This is a genomic window from Leucobacter sp. Psy1, assembly GCF_020096995.1.
In the GTDB taxonomy this organism is placed as follows: Bacteria; Actinomycetota; Actinomycetes; order Actinomycetales; family Microbacteriaceae; genus Leucobacter.
Genome location: NZ_CP083692.1, coordinates 2,758,523 through 2,780,423, shown reverse-complemented (window position 1 = coordinate 2,780,423; position 21,901 = coordinate 2,758,523). Strand labels below are relative to the sequence as shown.

21 protein-coding genes are annotated in these 21,901 nt (G+C 66.6%); 11 read left to right on the top strand and 10 right to left on the bottom strand.

Going from position 1 to position 21,901, the window contains the following annotated elements:
• Position 1: 1 nt before the first annotated feature.
• The 3 genes from K8P10_RS13115 to aspS all read right to left on the bottom strand — a co-directional run bounded on the left by K8P10_RS13115 (position 2) and on the right by aspS (position 3,107).
• Positions 2-691 (bottom strand): hypothetical protein, encoded by a 690-nt coding sequence (locus tag K8P10_RS13115; RefSeq protein ID WP_224779347.1) that lies wholly within the window; start codon positions 689-691, stop codon positions 2-4.
• Positions 692-723: 32 nt separating this feature from the next.
• Complete coding sequence (locus K8P10_RS13110; protein WP_224779346.1) at positions 724-1,434, bottom strand: SipW-dependent-type signal peptide-containing protein; 711 nt, start codon at positions 1,432-1,434, stop codon at positions 724-726.
• Between the two features lie 344 nt (positions 1,435-1,778).
• The gene (gene aspS / locus K8P10_RS13105; RefSeq protein ID WP_224781289.1) at positions 1,779-3,107 is read right to left on the bottom strand and encodes an aspartate--tRNA(Asn) ligase; all 1,329 of its coding nucleotides are present in this window, start codon (positions 3,105-3,107) and stop codon (positions 1,779-1,781) included.
• 138 nt (positions 3,108-3,245) lie between these two features.
• On the opposite strand from aspS, the gene K8P10_RS13100 reads away from it, so the two are divergent.
• The 9 genes from K8P10_RS13100 to K8P10_RS13060 all read left to right on the top strand — a co-directional run bounded on the left by K8P10_RS13100 (position 3,246) and on the right by K8P10_RS13060 (position 12,015).
• The gene (locus K8P10_RS13100) at positions 3,246-4,268 is read left to right on the top strand and encodes an LLM class flavin-dependent oxidoreductase (protein ID WP_224779345.1); all 1,023 of its coding nucleotides are present in this window, start codon (positions 3,246-3,248) and stop codon (positions 4,266-4,268) included.
• A 42-nt stretch (positions 4,269-4,310) separates the two neighbouring features.
• On the top strand, positions 4,311-4,955 hold the full coding sequence (locus tag K8P10_RS13095; protein ID WP_224779344.1) for a histidine phosphatase family protein: 645 nt from the start codon (positions 4,311-4,313) through the stop codon (positions 4,953-4,955).
• Complete coding sequence (locus K8P10_RS13090) at positions 4,952-5,557, top strand: TlpA disulfide reductase family protein (RefSeq protein ID WP_224779343.1); 606 nt, start codon at positions 4,952-4,954, stop codon at positions 5,555-5,557. Before K8P10_RS13095 ends, K8P10_RS13090 begins: the two co-directional genes overlap by 4 nt.
• 6 nt (positions 5,558-5,563) lie before the next feature.
• Complete coding sequence (locus tag K8P10_RS13085) at positions 5,564-6,370, top strand: cytochrome c biogenesis CcdA family protein (protein WP_224779342.1); 807 nt, start codon at positions 5,564-5,566, stop codon at positions 6,368-6,370.
• Positions 6,345-8,018 (top strand): cytochrome c biogenesis protein ResB, encoded by a 1,674-nt coding sequence (locus tag K8P10_RS13080; RefSeq protein WP_224779341.1) that lies wholly within the window; start codon positions 6,345-6,347, stop codon positions 8,016-8,018. Before K8P10_RS13085 ends, K8P10_RS13080 begins: the two co-directional genes overlap by 26 nt.
• Positions 8,019-8,109: 91 nt before the next feature.
• The gene (gene ccsB, locus K8P10_RS13075; RefSeq protein ID WP_224781288.1) at positions 8,110-9,096 is read left to right on the top strand and encodes a c-type cytochrome biogenesis protein CcsB; all 987 of its coding nucleotides are present in this window, start codon (positions 8,110-8,112) and stop codon (positions 9,094-9,096) included.
• 4 nt (positions 9,097-9,100) lie between these two features.
• Entirely contained in the window at positions 9,101-9,604 is a 504-nt protein-coding gene (locus K8P10_RS13070; RefSeq protein WP_224779340.1) for a VanZ family protein, read from the top strand.
• A gap of 153 nt (positions 9,605-9,757) precedes the next feature.
• On the top strand, positions 9,758-11,197 hold the full coding sequence (locus K8P10_RS13065; RefSeq protein ID WP_224779339.1) for a sugar transferase: 1,440 nt from the start codon (positions 9,758-9,760) through the stop codon (positions 11,195-11,197).
• Positions 11,198-11,262: 65 nt separating this feature from the next.
• Complete coding sequence (locus K8P10_RS13060) at positions 11,263-12,015, top strand: HNH endonuclease family protein (RefSeq protein ID WP_224779338.1); 753 nt, start codon at positions 11,263-11,265, stop codon at positions 12,013-12,015.
• A gap of 42 nt (positions 12,016-12,057) precedes the next feature.
• Here K8P10_RS13060 and K8P10_RS13055 read toward each other — a convergent pair whose 3' ends face one another.
• Positions 12,058-12,798 carry a FadR/GntR family transcriptional regulator gene (locus K8P10_RS13055; protein WP_224779337.1) on the bottom strand — a complete coding sequence of 247 codons (741 nt, stop codon included), beginning with the start codon at positions 12,796-12,798 and terminating at the stop codon, positions 12,058-12,060.
• A 97-nt stretch (positions 12,799-12,895) separates the two neighbouring features.
• Here K8P10_RS13055 and K8P10_RS13050 point away from each other — a divergent pair, with 97 nt between their 5' ends.
• Both K8P10_RS13050 and K8P10_RS13045 read left to right on the top strand, forming a co-directional pair.
• The gene (locus K8P10_RS13050) at positions 12,896-13,810 is read left to right on the top strand and encodes a carbon-nitrogen hydrolase family protein (protein ID WP_224779336.1); all 915 of its coding nucleotides are present in this window, start codon (positions 12,896-12,898) and stop codon (positions 13,808-13,810) included.
• 41 nt (positions 13,811-13,851) lie between these two features.
• Positions 13,852-15,198: an APC family permease gene (locus tag K8P10_RS13045; protein ID WP_224779335.1), complete on the top strand. Its 1,347-nt coding sequence runs from the start codon at positions 13,852-13,854 to the stop codon at positions 15,196-15,198.
• Positions 15,199-15,362: 164 nt separating this feature from the next.
• Here K8P10_RS13045 and K8P10_RS13040 read toward each other — a convergent pair whose 3' ends face one another.
• The 6 genes from K8P10_RS13040 to K8P10_RS13015 form a co-directional block, all read right to left on the bottom strand.
• Positions 15,363-16,376 carry an endonuclease domain-containing protein gene (locus K8P10_RS13040; protein ID WP_224779334.1) on the bottom strand — a complete coding sequence of 338 codons (1,014 nt, stop codon included), beginning with the start codon at positions 16,374-16,376 and terminating at the stop codon, positions 15,363-15,365.
• A 226-nt stretch (positions 16,377-16,602) separates the two neighbouring features.
• Positions 16,603-17,346, bottom strand: a complete 744-nt coding sequence (locus K8P10_RS13035; protein ID WP_224779333.1) for a FadR/GntR family transcriptional regulator — start codon at positions 17,344-17,346, stop codon at positions 16,603-16,605.
• A 41-nt stretch (positions 17,347-17,387) separates the two neighbouring features.
• Entirely contained in the window at positions 17,388-18,194 is an 807-nt protein-coding gene (locus K8P10_RS13030; protein ID WP_224779332.1) for a 3-oxoacyl-ACP reductase, read from the bottom strand.
• Positions 18,195-18,240: 46 nt separating this feature from the next.
• Positions 18,241-19,596 carry an aldehyde dehydrogenase gene (locus tag K8P10_RS13025; RefSeq protein ID WP_224779331.1) on the bottom strand — a complete coding sequence of 452 codons (1,356 nt, stop codon included), beginning with the start codon at positions 19,594-19,596 and terminating at the stop codon, positions 18,241-18,243.
• Positions 19,593-20,402, bottom strand: coding sequence for a gamma-glutamyl-gamma-aminobutyrate hydrolase family protein (locus K8P10_RS13020; protein WP_224779330.1), 810 nt, complete (start codon positions 20,400-20,402; stop codon positions 19,593-19,595). Before K8P10_RS13020 ends, K8P10_RS13025 begins: the two co-directional genes overlap by 4 nt.
• The gene (locus K8P10_RS13015) at positions 20,389-21,759 is read right to left on the bottom strand and encodes a glutamine synthetase family protein (RefSeq protein WP_224779329.1); all 1,371 of its coding nucleotides are present in this window, start codon (positions 21,757-21,759) and stop codon (positions 20,389-20,391) included. Before K8P10_RS13015 ends, K8P10_RS13020 begins: the two co-directional genes overlap by 14 nt.
• Positions 21,760-21,901: the final 142 nt, after the last annotated feature.

Genomic DNA, 21,901 nt, shown 5'->3' with positions numbered 1-21,901 from the left:
GTCAACTCTTCGTGAGATGCGGGTGCGGGGCGGACGCCGACGATTCCGGCGGGCCTGCGGCTTCGGTACTGGTTTCGGTACCGTCGTCGGGGCTGCTATCGATGCCGGCCTCGCCGCTCGGCTCCGGCCGACTGGGCCAGAAAGCCCAGGTGACGAGCGCCCCGACGCCGAGAATCAGGATCCCCATGCCGAGCGGCGTCTGAATCAGCATGAGGGCGTTGCCCACGTATGGGGCCGAGAAGACGACCTTCCGCGCGTCGTTCGCGACGTAGGGCAGCGAATCCGGTTGGTCGTTGTCGTCGCCCTGCAGCACGAGTTCGCGCGCGGCGGGGTCGATGGGCTGGCCCGGTTCGGTGAACTCGGGCGGACGCCCGTCCGGTGCGGCAGCGCGGACATCTGCGGTGTGCGGTTCGCGAGGCGTGGCCTCACGGACTTCGATGACGCGGTGCGTGACGGGCATGTCTTCGGTGACGCGCTGGATCGTGATCACGTCACCGGGTTCGAGGTCCGCCGCCGCGGTCGGCAGCGTCACCGCCATCGACCCCTGCGGCATGGTCGGGCTCATCGAACCGGTGCGAAACGTGATGAGGGTCGCGTTCGCGAAATGCGAGAACGCGAACCAGGAGAGCAGGCCGACCGCCGCCACAACGAGCAGGGTCGTGACGGCGGTTCCGATAAGCCTCCGGGTCATCCGCGACCGGGTCCGAGCGAGGAGAAGCGGCGCTAGTCGGAGACCGACTCTGAGCGGAACTCCCATGCGGGCGCAATGGTGCGGCCCTGCAGGTCGTCGCTCGCCCCGTCGGGCAGCGTCAGCGCGAAGCAGTAGTGCTGGGTCGAGCCGGCCTCGGCCGCAAGCGACTGCGGTCCTGACGCGGCGGTGCCGAGCGCGGCGGTATCCAGGACCTGGGTCCATCCCGTGCCGCCGATCCCTGCGGCCGTGCAGGCAGGGGGAGTCGAGTCGGCGGCGCCGTTCTGGGTGTAGACGGAAGTCTGGATCGCGTTCCACAGACCCTGACCTGGATCGGTGACCGTGATTCCCGCTGCCGCGACTGCACCCTGCAGAGCGACGTCAGCGCCGACGGAGTCAGCCTCCGTTCGCAGCGATACGGGAGCGTAGATGGTGTCGCCCGGGGTCAGTGACAGTGAACCGGGGCTGAACGTCAGCTCACCACCGGGGTTGGTCTCGGCGTCGACCCAGTTCGTCGTGTCGTTTGAGAACGGTGACGACGTGTTCTGGTTCACCTCGAAATTGCTCGTGCCTACGTTCGGGTCGCCATCAGCGCCGCCCCAGACCCACTCGGAATCGTTCCACGATGCGAGCGTGTACGCGGCACCCAGGCCGACGACGAGAGCGCCAGCGGAAATGGCCGCGATCTTCCGGTTCTTCCGGCTCCGGCCGATCTGCGCAGGCGCCTGGTTGCTCTGATTCGACATGTTGCAGTACTCCCCTGAACGCTCGGGTGACGAGAGAACGACGTCGAACGCCGCAGCATCCCCGTGATGCTGATGTTCCCGAGGTGTAAGGGCCGGTGCTCCCCAAAACCACCGGCCCTTCGGGATGGAGATTAGCACCCGTCGCTTAGGGCGCAAAATGCCCATGTCGGCCGCATGATTCCGCGCCTCATGGGGGTATCGACGGCGTCTCAGTGGTAGGTCTGAGACGTCTCAGTAGTCGCGGTTGAAGTGCTCGTGAAGGCAGCTTCCCGGGTTGCGCAATAGGGGCGCGCGCCCACGGAGTGTGGTGCGCGCGCCCCTAAAGCGCGAGGGGTCGAGAAGTGTTACGGCGTGAGACGGTTCGGTCCGCGGAACAGGAACGTGGTCTCACGGATCGAGGACTGCTTGAGCATCAGCATGAGCACGCGGTTGAGGCCCATGCCGAAGCCGCCGTGCGGGGGCATGCCGTAGCGGAAGAAGTCGAGGTAGAAGCTCAGCTCCGCCGGATCCATGCCCTTCTCGCGGGCCTGCGCCTCGAGTACCTCGACGCGGTGCTCGCGCTGGGCGCCCGTCGAAATCTCGGTGCCGTTGTAGATGAGGTCGTAGCTCTTCGTGAGCTGCGCGTCATCGTCGTGGCGCATGTGGTAGAACGGGCGGATCGACGCGTCGTAGTCGGTGAGGAAGACGAAGTCGCTGCCGTACTTCTTCTTGACGTGCGCGGCGATGCGGCGCTCGCCCTCCGGATCCATGTCGGCGTCGGCGCGGGGCACCTCGTAGCCCTCGGCTTTCACGATCTCCTTCGCCTCGGCGAGGGGGATGCGGGGGAAGGGGCGCTCGGGGACGGTGATCTCGATGCCGAAGAGCTTCTGGATCGCCTCGCCGTGCTTCTCCTTGACCGCCGTGAGGCCGGCGACGATGAGTTCCTCGTGGAGCTCCATGACGTCGACGTGGGAGTCGATCCAGCTGAGTTCGGAGTCGACCGAGGTGAACTCGGTCGCGTGACGCGACGTGAACGAGGGGTCGGCTCGGAACGCCGGTCCGACCTCGAAGATGCCGCCGAAGCCGGCCGCCTGCGCCATCTGCTTGAAGAACTGCGGGCTCTGCGCGAGGAATGCCTGCCCGTCAAAGTAGTCGACCGCGAAGAGTTCGGCGCGCGACTCGGAAGCGGACGCCATGAGCTTCGGTGTCTGCACCTCGATGAAGTCCCGCTCCACCCACACCTGGCGCAGCGCGTTCAGGAACGTCGTCTGGATGCGGAACACGAGGTTCTGCTCGGGGCGACGCAGGTCGAGGAAGCGCCAGTCGAGGCGGTGCTCGATCGCCGAGTCCTTGGCGATGGGGGTGTCGGGCAGGGCGCGGCTGACGACCTCGAGCTGCTCGATCTGGATCTCGACCCCGCCGAGCTTCACGCGCTCATTGTGCTGCAGCTCGCCGCTGACGGTGACGAAGCTGCCGTGCGACAGTTCGGAGATGGTGGTGGTCCGCTCGAGCAGGATGTCGGAGCGCGGATTCTCGGGGTCGGCCTCGCGCAGCACCCCTCCGTTGACCAGCTGCACCGCACCGGTCTCGTCGCGGAGGACGACGAACTGCACGTACCGCTGGTCGCGCACCTTCTCGACCCATCCGGAAACGCTGACGGGGCCGTCCTCGCGGGCGGCCAGATCCTTGATCATCACTCGCTCTAGCACCCGCACAGTCTAGCGGTCCGCCTCCGGGCCCGCGTGAGGGGTCACGCAGTGACACACTCCGCTGCGCGCGAGCGCACCGTCGTACGCTGGGGATCGGCAGGCATCCTGGAAAGGCGGCGCACGATGACAGCTCCGAAGCATCTCGGGTTCATTCACCTCGGTCCGATGCAGCGCGAGGATCCACGGCGCGGACTGGACGAGACGATCGAGCTGTTCCGCTTCGCGGAGGGTCTCGGGCTCGACAGCGGATGGCTCCGCACCCGTCACCTGCAGTACGGCCTCCCGTCCCCGGCGGTGCTCTTCGGTGCGCTTGCCCGCAGTACGGAGCGCATCGGGTTGGGCACCGCTGTGATCCCGGTCGGTCACGAGAACCCGTTCCGGCTGGCCGAAGATCTCGCGACCGCTGATGTGCTCTCCGGAGGCCGGGTGAGTCCAGGCCTGAGCGTCCACCCGCCCGCGTACGACGAAGCGGTTAACGACATCGTCCACGACACCGGATGGCGTGACGAGGACTACGGGTATGGGCGCATCGAACGGCTGCGCGGCCTGCTCGCCGGGGATCGCGTGCGCGAAGTCCTGCCCTACGCCGGTATCGGGGGCGACCTCGACTCCGAACGCGTCGAACCGCACAGCCCGGGACTCTCCGAGCGACTCTGGTACGGAGGGGGTTCTCTCCGTTCGGCGGAGTGGGCGGGGAGCGCCGGGTTCCACTGGCTGGTGAGCAACATCAGTACTTCCGCTGACGGGGACACCGACTTCTCCCGGGTGCAGCGGTCGCAGATCGAGGCGTACCGCGCGGCGGCGGCCCGGGCTGAATCGCCCACACCGCGGCGCGTGGCGGTGGCGCGGGTGATCGTGCCGACCGATGGTGCGGATGAGGATCAGGTGCGCAAGTACCGCGCATACGCGGAGGGGCGAGCGGGTCGCGTCGGCCGGATTCACGGGAAGAACACCATCGTGGCTCCCGACGTCGTCGGCTCCCTCGACGAGATCGTCGCCTTCATCGAGGGAGACCCCGCCTTCCAAGCGGCCGACGACTACCTGTTCGAGCTGCCGTTCGAGTTCGAGCTCGCCGATTGGCGGCAGATCCTCGATCAACTGGCAACGCGGATCGGTCCGGCGCTCGGCTGGAGCCCCGTCGGCTGACCGCCAAGGAATTTCCCCGGCACGCGGCCGTAGACTGGAGGCGTGAGCGATAAACTCCTGCATCTGGTGCGCCACGGCGAGGTCTACAACCCCGACCGTGTGCTCTACGGGCGCCTCCCCGGGTTCGGTCTGTCCGAACGCGGGCACGAGATGGCCGAGGCCGCGGCTCGGGAGATCGCGGCGAGCGATCGCGACATCACGAAACTCATCGCGTCTCCGCTGCAGCGGGCCCAGCAGTCCGCCCGGCCCATCGCGAGCGTGCTCGGCCTCGAGATCGCGACCGACCAGCGCATTATCGAGCCCACCAACTTCTTCGAGGGCAAGCCGAACTCGGGAGACGATTCCGCGTTCAAGCAGCCCCGATACTGGTATCGCCTCTGGAATCCGCTCCGCCCGAGTTGGGGTGAGCGGTACCGCAGCATCGCGTCGCGCGTGCGCGAAGCGATGGACGATGCCTGGGATGCAACTCGTGAGGGCGACATCGTGATGGTCAGCCATCAGTCGCCCATCTGGATCGCACACCTCGACGTCGCGGGTCGGCCTCTCGCCCACAACCCGTCGAAGCGACGCTGCGACCTGTCGAGCATCACGACGTTCGAACGGCGCGGCGGGCGCTGGTTCGAAGTGGATTACCGCAGCCCCGCTTCGGGACTGCTCGAAGACTCCGTCGACGTAGGAGCCGTGTGAAGTATCGCAAAATCGCGACCGCAGGGGTCGCACTCGTCGCCGTACTCGCCCTCGCGAGCTGCAGCGGCGGCAACGACAATCTCTCCCAGCAGTGGGACGAGGCCAGCGACAAGGGGTACGTGTCCGGCGACGGTTCGTCGCTCAGCATTGCGCCGGCCGACCGCACCGACCCCGTCGAGTTCAGCGGCGACACCGAGTTCGGCGGCACACTCAGCTCGGACGACACCATCGGCAACGTGACCGTCGTCAACTTCTGGTACGCGGGTTGCGCCCCGTGCCGAGCCGAGGCGCCAGACCTCGTCGAGTCCTACGAAGAGTTCAGCCCTGAGGGCGTGCAGTTCGTCGGCGTGAACACCCGCGACCAGCAAGCGCAGGCCGAGCAGTTCGCTGAGCAGTTCGGCATCGAGTACCCCTCGATCCTCGACGCGGCAGGCGGCCGAGCGGTGCAGCAGGCGTTCGCCGGGCAGGTGCCGCTCAACGCCGTGCCGACCACGCTCGTGCTCGACACCGAGGGCCGCGTCGCGCACCGCGTGCTCGGTCAGCTCGCCGACGCCTCGCAGCTGCGCACGCTCATCACCGAGACACTCGACGAGTCTGCGTAGACGCGGGTGAGCATCCAAGATCTCGTCGCCGACGGGCAGCTGCTCGTCGCCTCCGTGATCGCGCTCGCCGCCGGTGTGCTCTCGTTCCTGTCGCCGTGCGTGTTGCCGCTCGTGCCCGGATATCTCGCGTACGTCTCCGCCACGGCGACCCCGGTGCCGACGGGCGTCGGGGCGGCTGACCAGCCTGCCGCCGGCGCGACAGCTGCCACCGCGGTCGCTGTGCGACCCCGCGGAACGAAGTGGCGCACGGTTGCCGGAGTGCTGCTCTTCGTGGCCGGGTTCTCCGCCGTCTTCATCTCCATGATCACGCTGGCCGGCACCGTCGCGGTCTGGGTGCTGCGGTGGGAGGAACTCATCACCCGGATCGTGGGCGTGCTCATCATCCTGATGGGCCTCGTCTTCATCGGGGTGTTCAGCGGGATGCAGCGCAGTGCAAAACTTCGCTTGAAGCCGCGACTCGGGCTCGCTGGAGCGCCCCTGCTCGGTGTCGTGTTCGGCATCGGATGGACGCCATGCATGGGCCCGGTCCTGGCCGTGATCATGGGGCTCGGCCTGCAGTCGGAGTCGGCCGGGCGGGCCGCGATCCTCGGGGTCATGTACTGCATCGGCCTCGGATTGCCTTTCGTGCTCGCCGGCTTCGGCTTCGGCTGGATGACGCAGGCCACCGGATTCATGAAGCGGCACATCCGCGCGATCAACGTCGCGGGCGGCGTAATGCTGATGGTGATCGGCGCACTCATGGCGACCGGTCTCTGGACGAGAATGATGTATGCGATGCAGGCGGTGATTGACGGTTTTGTCCCGGCCCTCTGATTACGACGACGGATCGGGCGCTCCGGCCCCGGCCGAAGCGCGCGGCGCCGACCTCGGCTGGCGCGGCTGGCTGCGCTGGTTCTGGCGGCAGCTCACGAGCATGCGGGTGGCGCTGATCCTGCTGCTGCTGCTCGCGGTCGCCGCGATTCCCGGGTCGCTGTTCCCGCAGCGCGCGGCCGACCCCAACGGCGTGCTCCAGTACGAGCAGGATCACCCCGACCTCTTCCCGATTCTTGACGCCTTCCCGATCCAGGCCTTCGACGTCTACAGCTCGGTGTGGTTCTCGGCGATCTACCTGCTGCTGTTCATCTCGCTCATCGGCTGCGTGATCCCCCGCATCATGCACCACTGGAAGGCGTGGCGGGGCCAGCCTCCGAAGACTCCCGCGCGTCTGCAGCGGATGGTCGGGTTCCAGGAGACCCGCATCTCCAATCCGAACGCCGGACCGGACGAGCGCGAGGAGTTCGCGGAGCAGGCGATCGCCGAGGCGGAGCGGATCCTGAAGCAGCAGCGCTACCGCACCTCGGTACAGCGGGTGACGCGGCGCGGTGCGACCGAGGTCTCGGTGTCGGCGGAGCGCGGGTACCTCCGCGAGACCGGCAACCTCATCTTCCACATCTCCCTGCTCGGCGTGCTCATCGCCGTCGGTATCGGGACCGCCATCACCTTCAACGGGCAGAAAGTACTCGTCGAGGGCGAGACGATGGTGAATCAACTCATCGACTACGACACCGTGAACTCGGGCCGCTCCTTCGACGACTCGTCGCTCGAGCCGTTCGCGCTCAGGCTCGACTCGTTCGACGTCTCGTACATGACGCCAGAGGACGGCAATCTCAACGCCATCGGCCAGGTCAAGGACTTCAACGCCGACATGACCCTCATCGAGACCGACGGATCGACGTCCGACGAGACGATCAAGGTGAATCAGCCGCTCCGCACCCACGGATCGCCGATCTACCTCATTGCGAACGGCTACGCGCCCACCATCACGGTGCGCAACGCCGAGGGCGAGATCGTCTACAGCGAGTCGATGCCGTTCATTCCGCAGGAGGACAACACCATGACCTCCCTCGGCGTCGTCAAGGTGCCGCACGGCATCACGACCGCAGACGGCGAGGACACACAACTCGGGCTGCGCGGCTTCTTCTACCCGACGCAGACGGAGCTCGAGAGCGGCGCATACACCTCGAGCTACCCTGACCTCGAGAACCCCGTGCTCACCCTCGACGCCTTCGTCGGGGACCTCGGGCTCGATGCCGGTGTGCCGCAGTCCGTGTACACCCTCGAGACGGGGGAGATGGAGCAGCTCACCGGCCGTGCCGTCGATCGTGAGTCGCTCGAGCTCGCGCCCGGGGACACCCTTGAGCTGCCCGACGGCATGGGCACCGTTTCCTTCGAAGCCGTGCCGCGCTACGCCTCATTCGACGTGATGCGGAACCCGACGCAGATCTGGGTGCTGATCTTCGCGTTGAGCGCGCTCGGCGGCCTCATGTGGTCGCTCTTCGTGCCGCGCCGCCGCATGTGGGTGAAGGCGGTGCAGACCGACGACGGCATCGCGCTCCAGTACGCGGCGCTGGCCCGCGGAGACGACCCCTCGCTCGAGCGGGCCGTGAACGACCTTCGCGACCGGCATCGGGATCTGTTGTGACTCAGGATTCCCAGCGACTTTCGTCCCTGAGCGGTTAGGCTGAGTAATCGTGGTGCTCGAGGAATATTCAACGCTGTCGCTCTACTCGGCGATGCTCGTCTACGCGATCGCGTTCGTGTTCTACGTCGTCGATCTCGCGAACCGCAGCGGTGACGTCGCGGCGGTGGCTCAGACCTCGGGTCGAGCGGGATCGGCCGCTCCGGCGAACGCGAGCGCAGGTGGCGGCAGCACCGCCGGTGGTACCGATGTGCTGACCCGCCCCGACACGCGGACTGCGGCCGGCGCTGGCGGATCCCGCGAGGATCGGACCCGGTCGCGCACTCTCCGCATCGGGTTCTCGCTCACCGTGCTCGGCTTCGTGCTCCACTTCGCCGCCACGGTCATGCGCGGCATCGGTGCCGAGCGGGTGCCGTGGGCCAATATGTACGAGTTCGCCCTCACGGCGACGCTCGCGATCATTCTCATCTTCCTGGTCGTCCAGTTCTTCGTCGACCTGCGGTTCCTCGGAGCGCTCGTCACGGGGATGACCGTCCTCTTCCTCGCCGTGACGAAGATCAACTACTACGTCGAGATCGTGCCGCTCATGCCGGCGCTCGACTCCTACTGGCTCGTCATCCACATTCTCGTCGCGGTGCTGGCGATCGCGTTCCTGACCCTCTCGTTCGGGCTTTCGATCCTCCAGCTGCTGCAGACCCGTCGCGAGGGCATGGTCACCTCGACCGACAACGGCCCCTACAGCGGCATGCGCTGGATGACGACGATGCCGAATGCGGTGCGTCTCGAGGACCTCTCGTACCGCATGGCGATCATCGGCTTCGTCTTCTGGACGTTCACCCTCATCGCCGGCGCCATCTGGGCCGAAGCCGCCTGGAGTCGTTACTGGGGCTGGGACGTCAAGGAGGTCTGGACCTTCGTGATCTGGGTGCTCTACGCGGGCTTCATCCACGCTCGGGCCACCCGCGGCTGGCGCGGCACCCGCTCGGCGTGGCTGTCGATCATCGCCTACTCCGCGATCATCTTCAACTACACCGTGGTCAACGTGTTCTTCAAGGGACTCCACGCATATTCCGGGCTCTGAGCCGGTGACGGATACGCAGACCATTGAGGTCGCACGCGAGTCCGATGTCGAGCCTGCTCAGGAAGTCCGTGCCGAGCCGGCGAGACCTCGCCCTCGGGTCGCGCCGAGCCGCGTGCGCGTGGCGCTCGCCGGACTCGCCGTTTTCGGGGCGATCATTCTCGCGATCACCCTGTGGCCGCAGCCGGTGGACCAGGGCATGGAGGGCACGGTTGAGCGTGTACTCCACGCGCTGCATACCCTGGGTGTGCCCACGTGGTTCGAATACGGGGCGCTCGAGTTCTCAGCGAATGTGATCATGTTCGTGCCGCTCGGCTTCTTCGTCGCGCTGCTCCTGCCGCGTCGCTACCGGTGGCTCGCACTCGTCATCCCGACGCTGGTCTCCGGCGCGGTCGAAGTGGCGCAGCTCCTCTTCCTCGAGAACCGCTTCGCGACGCTGCTCGACGTTCTCGCGAATTCCCTGGGCGGATGGCTGGGGGCAGCCATCGCGTTCCTCATTGTTCGAAAATAGTCGCGAACGTCATCTTCGAACAGGGCAAAGTCCGCGAGCGGCTCGGCTCCACCCACTCTTCGCTTAGACTTTTGTGCAGTCCATAGTCAGGGTAAAGGGAACTGAAGTAGGAGTCTGCACCGGTGGGAACTCGCGAGAGGGTGTCGTAGCCCGATGGCTCACAGCACCCCTGCGTGGGAGCGCAGGTATGCGTGGAAGCTGATGATCTCCGATTCGGTGATCGTCGTGCTCAGCGTTTTCGGTGCACAGTACGTCCGCTTCGGATTCATGCCGACGGAATTGGAGATTCCGATCTTCGGTCGGGCTTCGCTCGAGGTCGCATACTCCCTCGTCTCCCTCTCACTGGCGGCGGCCTGGCTCATCGCCCTCGGCATCGGCGACTCCCGGGATCCGAAGATCATCGGGCTCGGGCCCGTCGAATACAAGCGGGTCATCAACCTCACCCTGATGACCTTCGGGGTATACGCCATCATCGCGTTCGCGGTGCAGGCGAGAATCGGGCGCGGATACCTCTTCCTCGCGCTGCCGGTCGGGCTCTTCCTCCTGCTGCTCACGCGATGGATGTGGCGGAAGAGACTGCACCGTCAGCGTCGGAGGCATCGGAACATCTACCGAACGCTCATCGTGGGCGAGCGCGTGAAGAGCGCGCACGTCGCTCGCGAGATCTCGCGAAACCGGTACTCGGGATTCGGGATCATCGGCGCAGTGACCGAGCACGGGGCCAACCGCAATTTGCTGCCGGGCCTGCCCGTCGTCGCGAGTTACGACAGGCTCCTCGAGGCAGTGGACGCGCTGAAGGTAAATACGCTCATCATGACAAGTGCGGACGCGATCGATCCGGTCCGCATGCGCGAGATCGGCTGGGAACTGGAGTCGCGCAAGATCGACCTCATCGTCACCGCCTCTCTCACTGATATCGCCGGGCCCCGCATTCACATGAGGCCGGTCTCGGGGCTTCCGTTCATCCACGTGGAGTATCCGGAGTTCGTCGGCCGGAAGCAGTTTGCGAAGCGGATGTTCGATCTCCTGGGTGCCACGGTGCTGCTTGCGCTTCTGAGTCCGGTGTTCGCCGCTGTCGCGATTGCCGTGCGGATGGACAGTCCCGGCCCGGTCATCTTCCGGCAGGAACGGGTGGGCTTGGGGACGCGCCGCTTCTCCATGTTGAAGTTCCGATCGATGGCGATGGACGCCGAAGACCAGCTTCCTGGCCTCCTCGACCTCCCGGACGGCAAGAACGTGCTGTTCAAGCTCAAGCAGGATCCGCGGGTGACCCGAGTCGGGCGCTTCCTCAGGCGGCATTCGCTGGATGAGCTGCCGCAACTCGTGAACGTCGTCAGAGGCGAAATGTCACTCGTCGGGCCTCGCCCGCCGATGCCGAGCGAGGTGGACCAGTACGAGCGCTGGGTGCACCGGCGCCTGCTCGTCAAACCCGGAATCACGGGACTGTGGCAGGTGAGCGGCAGGAGCAACCTCTCATGGGAGGACAGTGTGCGACTCGACCTCTACTACGTCGAGAATTGGTCGATGGTCGGCGACCTCCTCATTCTGTTGCGCACGGCCAAGACCGTCGTGAAACCCGTTGGCGCGTACTGACTCCACGTTCCGCACATCACCGGGGCCGTACGCCTCTTCAGGCGGGCGCCGATAGGCTCGACCCCATGCGTCGAAAAGCGGTGGGTGGGTGGCTCGGGGGCGCATTGGCCCTCATCGTGCTCGTCGGGCTCGGGTATGAAGCGTTCGACGACCGGGGGTTCGACGAGCTCTTCGGTGGGAGCGTCGCCGGGCCTCCTGCCGCCGGGGCGCAGTACGAGCGGGTGTCCACGCTCGACGCCGCTGCGACGCTCGAGACGCTCGACGTGAAGGGACGCGCCCCGAAGACCGGCTATGACCGGACCGGGCAGTTCGGCGCAGCCTGGATCGACGTGGACCGCAACGGGTGCGACACCCGGAACGACATGCTGCAGCGCGACTTCACCGCGTTCACCCTCGAGGGGAACTGCAAGGTGATGACCGGCACCCTCGACGACTGGTACACGGGAGACCGCATCGACTTCGTGCGGGGTGAACAGACCTCCCAGGCGGTGCAGATCGATCACGTCGTGGCGCTCTCCGATGCCTGGCAGAAGGGCGCGCAGCAACTCTCGCAGAAGGAGCGCGAACATCTGGCGAACGAGCCGCTGAACCTGATCGCGGTGGACGGCCCCACGAACTCGGCGAAGGGCGATGGCGACGCAGCGACGTGGTTGCCTCCCGAGAAAGGGTTCCGCTGTGAGTACGTCGCCCGACAGATCTCAGTCAAATCCGCCTACGAACTGTGGGTGACGCCCGCGGAGTACGATGCCATGCGCGACGTCCTCGAAGCTTGCCCGGGACAGCCCGCCTACGAAGCGGAGTTCGGCGTCGCCGACTAAACGGCCGTCCTGACGTCGTCGACGTCGGCGCCAGGAACCCGCTCATTCAAGAGCGATGAACATCTCGCGACGAAGGGCGTCGACGTGCGCGCGCGTCACTGCGACGGCCGAAGCCGCGTCGCCCGCGCGGAAAGCCGATACGAGTGCCCGGTGCTCGTCTCGACCCTCCTCCAATTGGTCCATCGGATAGGGCACGTAGTACCGCAGCAGCGCCTCGTAGACCGTCAAGTAGGCGGGGAGCTCGGGAAGGCCGCTGATTTCGCCCACCAAATGGTGGAACCGGCTATCCGGAACATGGTGCTCGTGCCAGTCTGCCGCGCGCTGCGACTGCTCGATGAGGCGGTCGAGCTCATCGCATTGCCGCGGTGTGGCCCTCAGCGCAGCCTCGTGCACGATGGCGCTCTCCATGAGACTGCGCTGATCGATGAGGCGTCGTACGGCATCGGTGTCGGCACGGTACGCGGTCACTGCTGAGTCGTTGAGGCGAGGAGGGTGCTCGGCCACGAAGGTGCCTCCGCCTCTCCCGGGGACTCGGATGAGCACGCCGTCCTCGACCAGGCTCTCGAGCCCGCGGCGGGCGGTGATCGGGCTGACCTCGAGGCCGGAGGCGATCAGTTCGGTACGCGGGAGACGTACTCCCGGGGCGAGTAGACCGTGTTCAATCGAGAGCAATACCCGCGCCCGCACGGTCTCCACCGCGGACAGGCGCGTGAGTGCCGCCGATCCCGGCGCGTCGATCAAGGCGCGCGCTGCGACCGCATCGACGGCTTCCTTCTCCGGCATGGCTTGAGTCTATCGATGCTTCCACCTATAGTGATCACATTGATCATGTTCAACTTGATCACTTCAAGGTGTTCGTGTGGGAGAACGAGGAGGTTCCATGGGGAAGATGACGGTCGGAGTAGCTCAGCGTGCACCGCTGCCCTGCGACAACCCGGTCGAACGATTCGCTCTGAATGTCGCGTCGACACTGAACCGGCACCCCGAGATCGAACTCCTGGTCTACCCGGAGATGCACCTGTGCGGCACCGAACATCTCCCCGAAGCCGCTCGACCGGCAGCGCTCGAAGCCGCGGCGGTCGCGCTCGAGTCCGAGTTGGTCGACGCGCTCGGAAGCATCGCGCGCTCCCACGGCATCTGGCTCTGCCCCGGAAGCATCGGTGAAACGACCCCGGATGGTGCGTTCGCCAATACGCAGCTCCTCTTCGACCCCGCGGGTCGCCTCCGCGCCGCGTACCGGAAGATGTTCCCCTGGCGTCCCTTCGAGCCGCACCGGCCGGGGACCGAGTTCGTGGTGCAGCCGCTCGACGATGAGACGGTGGCCGCCGGGCGATCCGAAACCGGCGAACATCCCACGGTCGGCCTCTCGATCTGCTACGACGCATGGTTCCCCGAGCACAGCAGACAGCTGGCCTGGTTGGGAGCAGACGTGGTGCTGAACATCGTGAAGACAACGAGTCCCGACCGAGAGCAGGAACTCGTGCTGGCTCGCGCGAACGCGATCGTGAACCAGAACTTCGTCGTCAGCGTGAACTGCGCCGGACCAATCGGGCGCGGACGCAGCATTATCGTCGGCCCCGAGGGCTTCGTGATGGCCGAGGCCGGGATCGGCGAGGAGACGCTCGTCGTCGCCGTGGATCGGGATCACGTCACCGACGTACGCACCCGGGGCACCATGGGGACGAACCGCATTTGGCGCCAGTTCCAGCCCGGGGACGCCGAGATCCCACTGCCCGCCTACAACGGCCGCATCGATCCGCAGAACTGGTCACCGCGCGAGCCTCGCACCCCCTGAACCCGCATCCCGATTCGACCCACCTGACAGAGGAGTCAACCGTGTCATCATCTTCGTCCGCCCCCGCGCTCGCTCGGACGCTGCGACTCCCGTCGCTCGTGCTGTTCGGGCTCGCGTACCTCACCCCGCTCATCGTGCTCGGCATCTTCGGGGTCATCGCCTCGGAGACCGGGGGAGCGAGCGCCTCCGCATACCTCATCGCCCTGATCGCGATGCTCTTCACCGCCAATAGCTACGGAAGAATGGCTCGCGCATTCCCCGTGGCGGGGTCGGCCTACACCTACGTGCGGCGCACCATCGACGGTCGCGTGGGCTTCCTCGTCGGCTGGGCGATCATGCTCGACTACCTCTTCCTGCCGATGGTGATCTGGCTCATCGGCGGCTCCTACCTGCAGGCGCAGTTCCCCGGCGTGCCGATGCCGGTCTGGATCCTCGGGTTCATTCTCGTCACCACCGTGCTCAACATCATCGGGATCAAGGTCGCGGACCGAGCGAACCTCGTGCTCATGACCTTCCAGATTCTGGTGATCGCGTTCTTCGTCGCTCTCTCCATCGCCGATGTGGTGCGGGGTCAGGGCGCGGCGGGGCTGGTGAACGCGACGCCGTTCTTCGGCACAGACGCCGGATTCGCCGGGATCGCCGGGGGTGCTGCCATCGCAGCGTACTCGTTCCTCGGATTCGACGCCGTCACCACGCTCACCGAAGAGACCATCGAACCGCGCCGGACCGTGCCGAAGGCGATCCTGCTCGTCGCCCTCATCGGTGGCGGAATCTTCGTGGTCGTGTCGTATGTCACCCAGTTGGTCCACCCAGGCGGAGTGTTCGAGAACAGCGACGCCGCGGCCGCCGAGATCGCGCTCAGGATCGGCGGGAACCTCTTCGGCGCCGTCTTCCTCGCCGCGCTCGTCATCGCGCAGTTCACCTCGGGGCTCGCTGCGCAGGCGGCAGGGAGCCGTCTCCTGTTCGCCATGGGGCGCGACGGCGTGCTGCCGCGCAGGTTCTTCGGCGCGGTGAACGCGCGCTTCCACACGCCTATCTTCAGTATTCTCGCGATCGCCGTCGTCGGCCTCATCGCCATGTTCATGGACGTCGCCACTTCGACGTCGTTCATCAACTTCGGTGCGTTCGTCGCCTTCATCATGGTGAACCTGTCCGTCATCGTCTACTGGTTCCGCGAGCGGCGGTCGGGAGAGGCGCTCAACCCCCTCCTCTACCTGGTCGCCCCGGTCATCGGCATGGTCGTCATCGCGGTGCTGCTCGCGCAGCTCGATATCCACGCGATCACACTCGGGTCGATCTGGCTCGGCATCGGCGTCGTCGTGCTTGCGATCGTGACACGGGGCTTCCGGCGTCAGCCCCCGGAGCTCGCGGTGGACAACGCGGAGTAGGGAACGCGATCGCCTGCGCTACACGGGTGCCGAGTGAACGCAATTGGTTTTGGAAACCACGAGAACGCAACAAACTGCGTTCACTCGGCGTGGTTCCGAAAGCAGAGTGGGCGCGGGTGCGCAGGGAACGGGGCGTGACCCCACGCGGAGCGGGCAACCCGTGGTTACGAGATCGGAAAGACCGGCTCCGTCGGGCCGCTCGCGCGCTCGTCGAGTAGGCGTGCCAGATCGGACCGTACCGGCACGGGGGAGCGTCCGGAGTGCGCGAGCATTCGGTGGCGTGCAGCCCGGGTGTCGCCGAGAAGGTCTTCGGCGTGGAGCCGGAGTACCCGCCAACCCGCTGCCCGCACTCGCTCGAGGCGATCCAGATCGCGGAGATACTGGCGTCGCTCGAGCCGATGCTGTTCACCGTCGTACTCGTAGATGCTCCGGGTTTCCGGATCCACGAGGTCGAACCGACCGATCCATGTCCCGTCAGACGAGAAGATATTGAGCTGCAGCGTCATGTCGAGAGGGAGACCTGCGCGGATGCCGGCGAGCCGCATGAGCGTTTCCATCCGTGATTCGGCCCCGGCTCGCGCGAGTTCGGCCGCGCATCGCAGCCGTCGCACCCCGCGGCCGGTGGCGGTACTCACGTAGTCCGCAAGCTCTTGCCGGGTGACGAACGGTGCACGTGACCCGGTGACTTTCGCCCGAGGGCAGAGGAAGAAATCGAGCGCCACCATCAACTCGGAGAAAGGGAGGAGCGTCGCGGACTGCTGAACGGCTCGCAGGGGAGACGTGAGCGGCAGGCGACGGCTCGGTCCGGAAGTTCGGCGCGCGACCTGCGCATCGTCGCTGACCCGGCGGTGCCCGCGCACTCCGCGCCCGCGCGCTTGACCGAGAGGTGCAGGAACCTCAACATCGATCGGGGTGCCCCGCAGGGCGCGAATCGGACAGCCCCAGAGCGCGAGGGCGGTGAGGTGGCTGAAGCGCTCCCCGCGACGCAATCGCGGTGCGTACCCCAGCGCCCGTTGCCCGAGCATGGACCCGGGGTGCTCGAACGCGCGGACGCCGTACCTTGGAGCGGCGAACCTGCGGTGCCGCAGCGTCTCACGAGTCGTGCCGAGCCGCAGCGCTTCCGCTACGGAGAACGGTTCGTCGACGAAGACTTCGTGGAGCTGGACATCGGTGAGCATGCTCGATTCTGCAGGGAGGGGTTAAGCAAGGTGCTGCCTTCCACAGCCACTGCGGCACCCCGGCCATGATTTCGAGGTGTGCACGGAGGGGGGCGAGGCGCGCTGGCGTCGAGCGAACGCGATTGGTTCCAGGATTGAAGTTTTCGCAACGGAATGCGTTCACTCGGCGCCCGCCGAGATGGGCGCCCGCCGAGATGGGCGTGCGGCGCGAGGGCCGAGCCGCGCCTTACCGCAGCGAGTCGGTGAGGAAGCCGCGCAGCAGCGCTTCGGATCCGGCGATGTGCTCGCTCATCGCTGCGGCTGCTTCATCCGCGCGACCGGAGAGGATCGCCGCGACGATTCGATCATGCTGTTCGTTGGAGTGCTCGATGTTCGGTGCGAGCACGGGGATGCTGTCGAGCAGGGTGTTGAGTCGGGTTCGCAGGTCGGCAGCGATCGGTACGAGTGAAGGCGACCCCGAAACCTCCGCGATCGTGAGATGGAGGCGGGAATCGAGTCGACGGTGATGGGGGAGGCTCGCTGAACCGCACTCGTCGAGCGCAGTGGCGAGTGCGGCCCGCGCGCTCGCGGGGAGCTCACGGGCCGCAGCCTCGCGTGCGGCGCCGACTTCCACGATGCGCCGGAGCACGGTCACGTCCTCGACCTCGGCATCGTCAGCGCCGGGGGTGCGGCGAAGGGGAGCGGAGGTCGGACCGTCTGCCGCGGGCAGTTCGTCCCGCACGAAGGTGCCCCCGTATCGGCCGCGGCGGGACACCACGTATCCTGCTTCGGCAAGGGTGGAGATGGCGTCGCGGAGGGTGTCGCGGCTGACGCCGAGCATCGTCGCGAGGTCCCGCTCGGACGGCAGGCGCTCGCCCGGCATGATGAGGCCGAGCCGCACCGACTGCAGCAGCCGCTGCACGGTCTCCTCGTACGCGTTCGCGGGCCGCACGGCGTGCGCGAGCAACTCGATCCCCTCACGTGTGGGCATGGGTGCTCCTCGCGATGTCGTACGGCCCGGCACGCACGAATCTACAGGGACTCGGGGTCGAGCGGCGTGACGTAGGCCGAAGTCAGGCCGCCGTCCACGAGGAACGTCGTGGCGTTCACGAACGAGGCGTCGTCGCTCGCGAGGAACGCGACGGCTGCAGCGAGCTCCTCGGGCTCCGCGAAGCGGCCCGTCGGCACGTGGACGAGTCGCCGCTGCGCCTGTTCCGGATCGCTGGCGAAGAGCTCTTGGAGCAGCGGAGTGTTCACGGGCCCCGGGCACAGCGCGTTGACCCGGATGCCCTGCTTCGCGAACTGCACACCCAGTTCGCGGCTCATCGCGAGAACGCCGCCCTTGGAAGCGGTGTACGAGATCTGCGAGGTGGCCGCACCCATGACGGCCACGAATGAAGCCGTGTTGATGATGGATCCGCGCCCCTGCTTCGTCATGTGGCGCAGTGCGGCGCGCGAGCACAGGTACACGCTCTTGAGATTGACGTCTTGCACCTTCTCCCAAGCGGGCAGTTCGGTCGTCTCGATCGAGTCGTCGTCAGCGGGGGAGATGCCGGCGTTGTTGAAGGCGATGTCGACGGCCCCGTACTCGGCTGCAGCGGTGTCGAAGAGGTGATTGACCTGTGCTTCGTCGGTGACATTCACCTGGACGAAGAGGCCGTTCACGGTTGCGGCCGCCGCTTCGCCGCTCGTGACGTCCATGTCGCCGATCACGATCCGCGCGCCCTCAGCGCGCATCCGTTTAGCGGTGGCGAGGCCGATGCCGCTCGCACCGCCGGTGATGACGGCGACGCGGCCGGCGAGCCGCTGGGTGAGGTCGATGGGGGAGATGTCGCTCATGGTGGTGTCCTTGGAAGTCGTGGAGGTGGGGGAAGAACCGAGACGTCTAATCGTCGCTGAAGAACACGTTCTTCAGCTCGGTGAACTTGAATGGCGCGTCGGGGCCGAGTTCGCGGCCGATGCCCGACTGCTTGAACCCGCCGAACGGAGTCGAGTAGCGCACCGAGGCGTGCGAGTTGACGGAGAGATTGCCGCCCTCGACGCCGCGAGCAACGCGGATGCCGCGGCCGATATCGCGGGTCCAGATCGAACCGCTGAGTCCGTACTTCGAGTCGTTCGCGATGCGCACGGCATCGGCCTCGTCCTCGAACGGGATCACGCTGACGACGGGCCCGAAGACCTCCTCCCGAGCGATGCGTGCGTCGGGCTCCGGCGTGACGACGGTGGGCGGGAACCAGAAGCCGGGCCCGTCAGGGGCCGAGCCCCGGAACGCGACGGGCACGTCGTCCGTGAGAAACGCGGCCACGCTGTCGCGGTGGCTCGCGGTGACGAGAGGACCGACCTCCGTCGCTTCGTCGGTGGGATCGCCGACGACCACGTTCTGCACGGCGGTTTCGAAGCGCTCCATGAACTGGTCGTACACCGAGCGCTGCACCAGTAGGCGGCTGCGCGCGCAGCAGTCCTGGCCCGCATTGTCGAAGACGGAGTAGGGGGCCGTCGCCGCGGCCTTCTCGATGTCGGCGTCGGCGAAGACGATGTTCGCGCTCTTGCCGCCGAGTTCCAGTGTCACGTCCTTCACTTGCGCTGCGCAGCCCGCCATCACGCCAGAGCCGACCTCTGTCGAACCCGTGAAGACGACCTTGCCGACGCCGGGATGGGTGACGAAGCGCTCGCCGACTACCGAGCCGCGACCGGTGATCACCTGGAAGAGCCCCTCGGGCAGGCCTGCCTCGAGTGCCAACTCGCCGAGTCGGAGGCTCGTGAGCGGCGTCCACTCGGCGGGCTTCAGAATGACGGCGTTGCCTGCGGCGAGGGCCGGCGCGAATCCCCACGAGGCGATGGGCATCGGAAAGTTCCAGGGCGTAATGACGCCGACGACTCCGATCGGCTCATGGAAGGTGACGTTCATGCCGCCGGAGACCGGGATCTGCTGGCCGATGAGCCGCTCGGGTGCGCCGGCGTAGTACTCGATGACGTCGCGGGCGGTTCCGGCTTCACCTCGAGAGGAGGAGATCGGGTGGCCGGAGTTCCGAGTCTCGAGCTGGGCGAGGTGCTCCAGGTCGCCGTCGACGGCAGCGGCGAATCTGCGCATCAGTCGAGCCCGGTCGGCGGGGGCGAGCGCCGCCCACTCGCGCTGGGCGATCGCAGCGCGAGCGATCGCGGCGTCGGTCTCCGCCACGTCGGCGCGGGCGACGTCGATGACGGGCGTCTCGTCTGCGGGGTTGACGACGGTATAGCTCATGCGTGCTCCTTCGTGATCTGGGCTGCGGACGAGGTGTCTCGCGGAATGCTGGCGCCTGCGCGGGCGTCACGGTAGTCCCGTGCGGCGCGGACGACGCCTGCGAACAGGCGTCGATCCTCGGCGTGCTCCTCCGGGTGCCACTGCACGGCGACGCCGAACGGCACCGAGGGGAGCTCAACCGATTCGATGATGCCGTCCTTGGATCGGCTCGTCACCTCGAGTCGTGGCGCGACGGCGCCGATGGCCTGGTGGTGGTACAGGTGGGCTCGGGCGCTGCGGTCGTCGCCGAGGAGCTCCGCGATCCGGGTGTTCGGCTCCACCGAGATCTCCGTTTCGCCGAAGATCGCTGCGCCTGGCTGGTAGCGGGTGTCGCCGACGAGGTCTGGCACGTGCTGGATCAGATCGCCCCCGAGAGCCACATTGAGCACCTGGGCGCCGCGGCAGATGCCGAGGAATGGGATCTCGAGATCGATCGCCGCTTCGAGCAGCAAGGTCTCCCACGCGTCACGATCCTCACGGGGAGCCCCGGTCATCGGGTGCGGATCCTGCCCGTACAGTGCGGGGTCGACGTCGGCGCCGCCCGAGACGATCAGCCCGTCGAGGGCTCTGAGAACATGTCGCGCGATCTCCGGTGTCGCCGGCTGCGGGGGGAGAAGGATCGCCACGCCCCCGACGTCGGTGACTGCGTCCATGTATACCTTCGGCAGGAACGAGGCTCGAACGTCCCACACCCCGGTCTGCGCCTGCTCGAGATAGGTCGTGATGCCGATGAGCGGTGGTCGCTCACCCGGGCTAGAGGCGTTCAAAACCGCGAATCCTTTCCCAATCGGTGATGGCTGCATCGAACGCCGCGACTTCGACACGGGCCGCGTGCACGTAATGGTCGACCACTTCGTCACCGAAGATCTCCCGAGCGACTGTGGAACCGTCGAAGAGGTCCGCGGCCTCGCGCAGGGTCGTCGGGACCCGGTCGACGCCGCTCGTGTAGGCGTTGCCCGTGAGTGCGTCCTCGAGGTCGAGCTCGTGCTCGATCCCGTAGAGGCCGGAGGCGAGCAGACCGGAAACCGCGAGGTACTGGTTCACGTCGGCTCCGGGCACTCGGTTCTCGACGCGCATACTGTGACCCTTTCCGACCACACGGAGCGCGCAACTGCGGTTGTCGAAGCCCCAAGCGACCGCGGTCGGCGCGAAGCTGCCCTCGACGAAGCGCTTGTACGAGTTGATGTTCGGTGCGTACAGCAGGGTGAATTCGCGCATGAGCTTCAGCTGACCCGCGATGAACTGGCGGAACATCGGACTCATGCCGTCAGGGTCGGCGTCCTCGGCGAAGACGGGGCTCCCGTGGAAGTCGCGCAGGCTGGCATGGATGTGGCAACTCGACCCTTCGCGCTCGTTGAACTTCGCCATGAACGTGATCGACTTGCCGTGCGCGTCCGCGATTTCCTTCGAGCCGCTCTTGTAGATCGAGTGGTTATCGCAGGTGTTGACGGCGTGGGCGTAGCGGAACGCGATCTCCTGCTGGCCGAGGTTGCACTCTCCCTTCACGCCCTCGTTGTACATGCCGGCGCCGTCCATGGAGTTTCGGATGTCGCGAAGCAGCGGTTCCATCCGGGTCGACGCGTGGAGCGCGTAGTCGATGTTGTAGTCGCTCGCCGTCGCGAGATCCTGGTACCGCTTCTTCCACGCGGTCCGGTAGTCATCGTCGAAGACGATGAACTCGAGTTCGGTGGCCACGGCGGGGGAGAGCCCGCGCTCGGCGAGGCGGTCGACCTGGGTGCGTAGGATCTGACGGGGTGCCACCGGAATCTGGGTGTGGTCCCTCGCGCTCACGAGATCAGCGATGACGAGTGCGGTCCCCGGGATCCAGGGGGTGCGTCGCAGCGTGCTGAGATCCGGGATCATCGCCATGTCGCCGTACCCGCTCTCCCAACTCGTGAGTGCGTACCCGTCCACCGTGTTCAGGTCGACGTCGACGGCGAGCAGGTAGTTGCAGCACTCCGCATGACCCTCCATGACCTCTTCGAGGAAGAGGCGAGCGGACACGCGCTTGCCCACGAGTCGTCCCTGCATGTCGGTGAAGGCGACGATGACGGTGTCGACCTCGTCAGCCGCCACGGCGCTCCGCAGTTCATCAGTTGTGAGGTTGCCGCTCGGGGGGATCATGAATGTGCTCTCCTTGCTCGCCGTTGAGGTGATGCCACGCTAATGGACGATCACCCGTCCATTACATCACAGAGTCTACGTCTACGACAGTCCGCATTGCGGGAGAAAAAAGGTTGCCAAAAACTACCTTTGGCGGGTTATA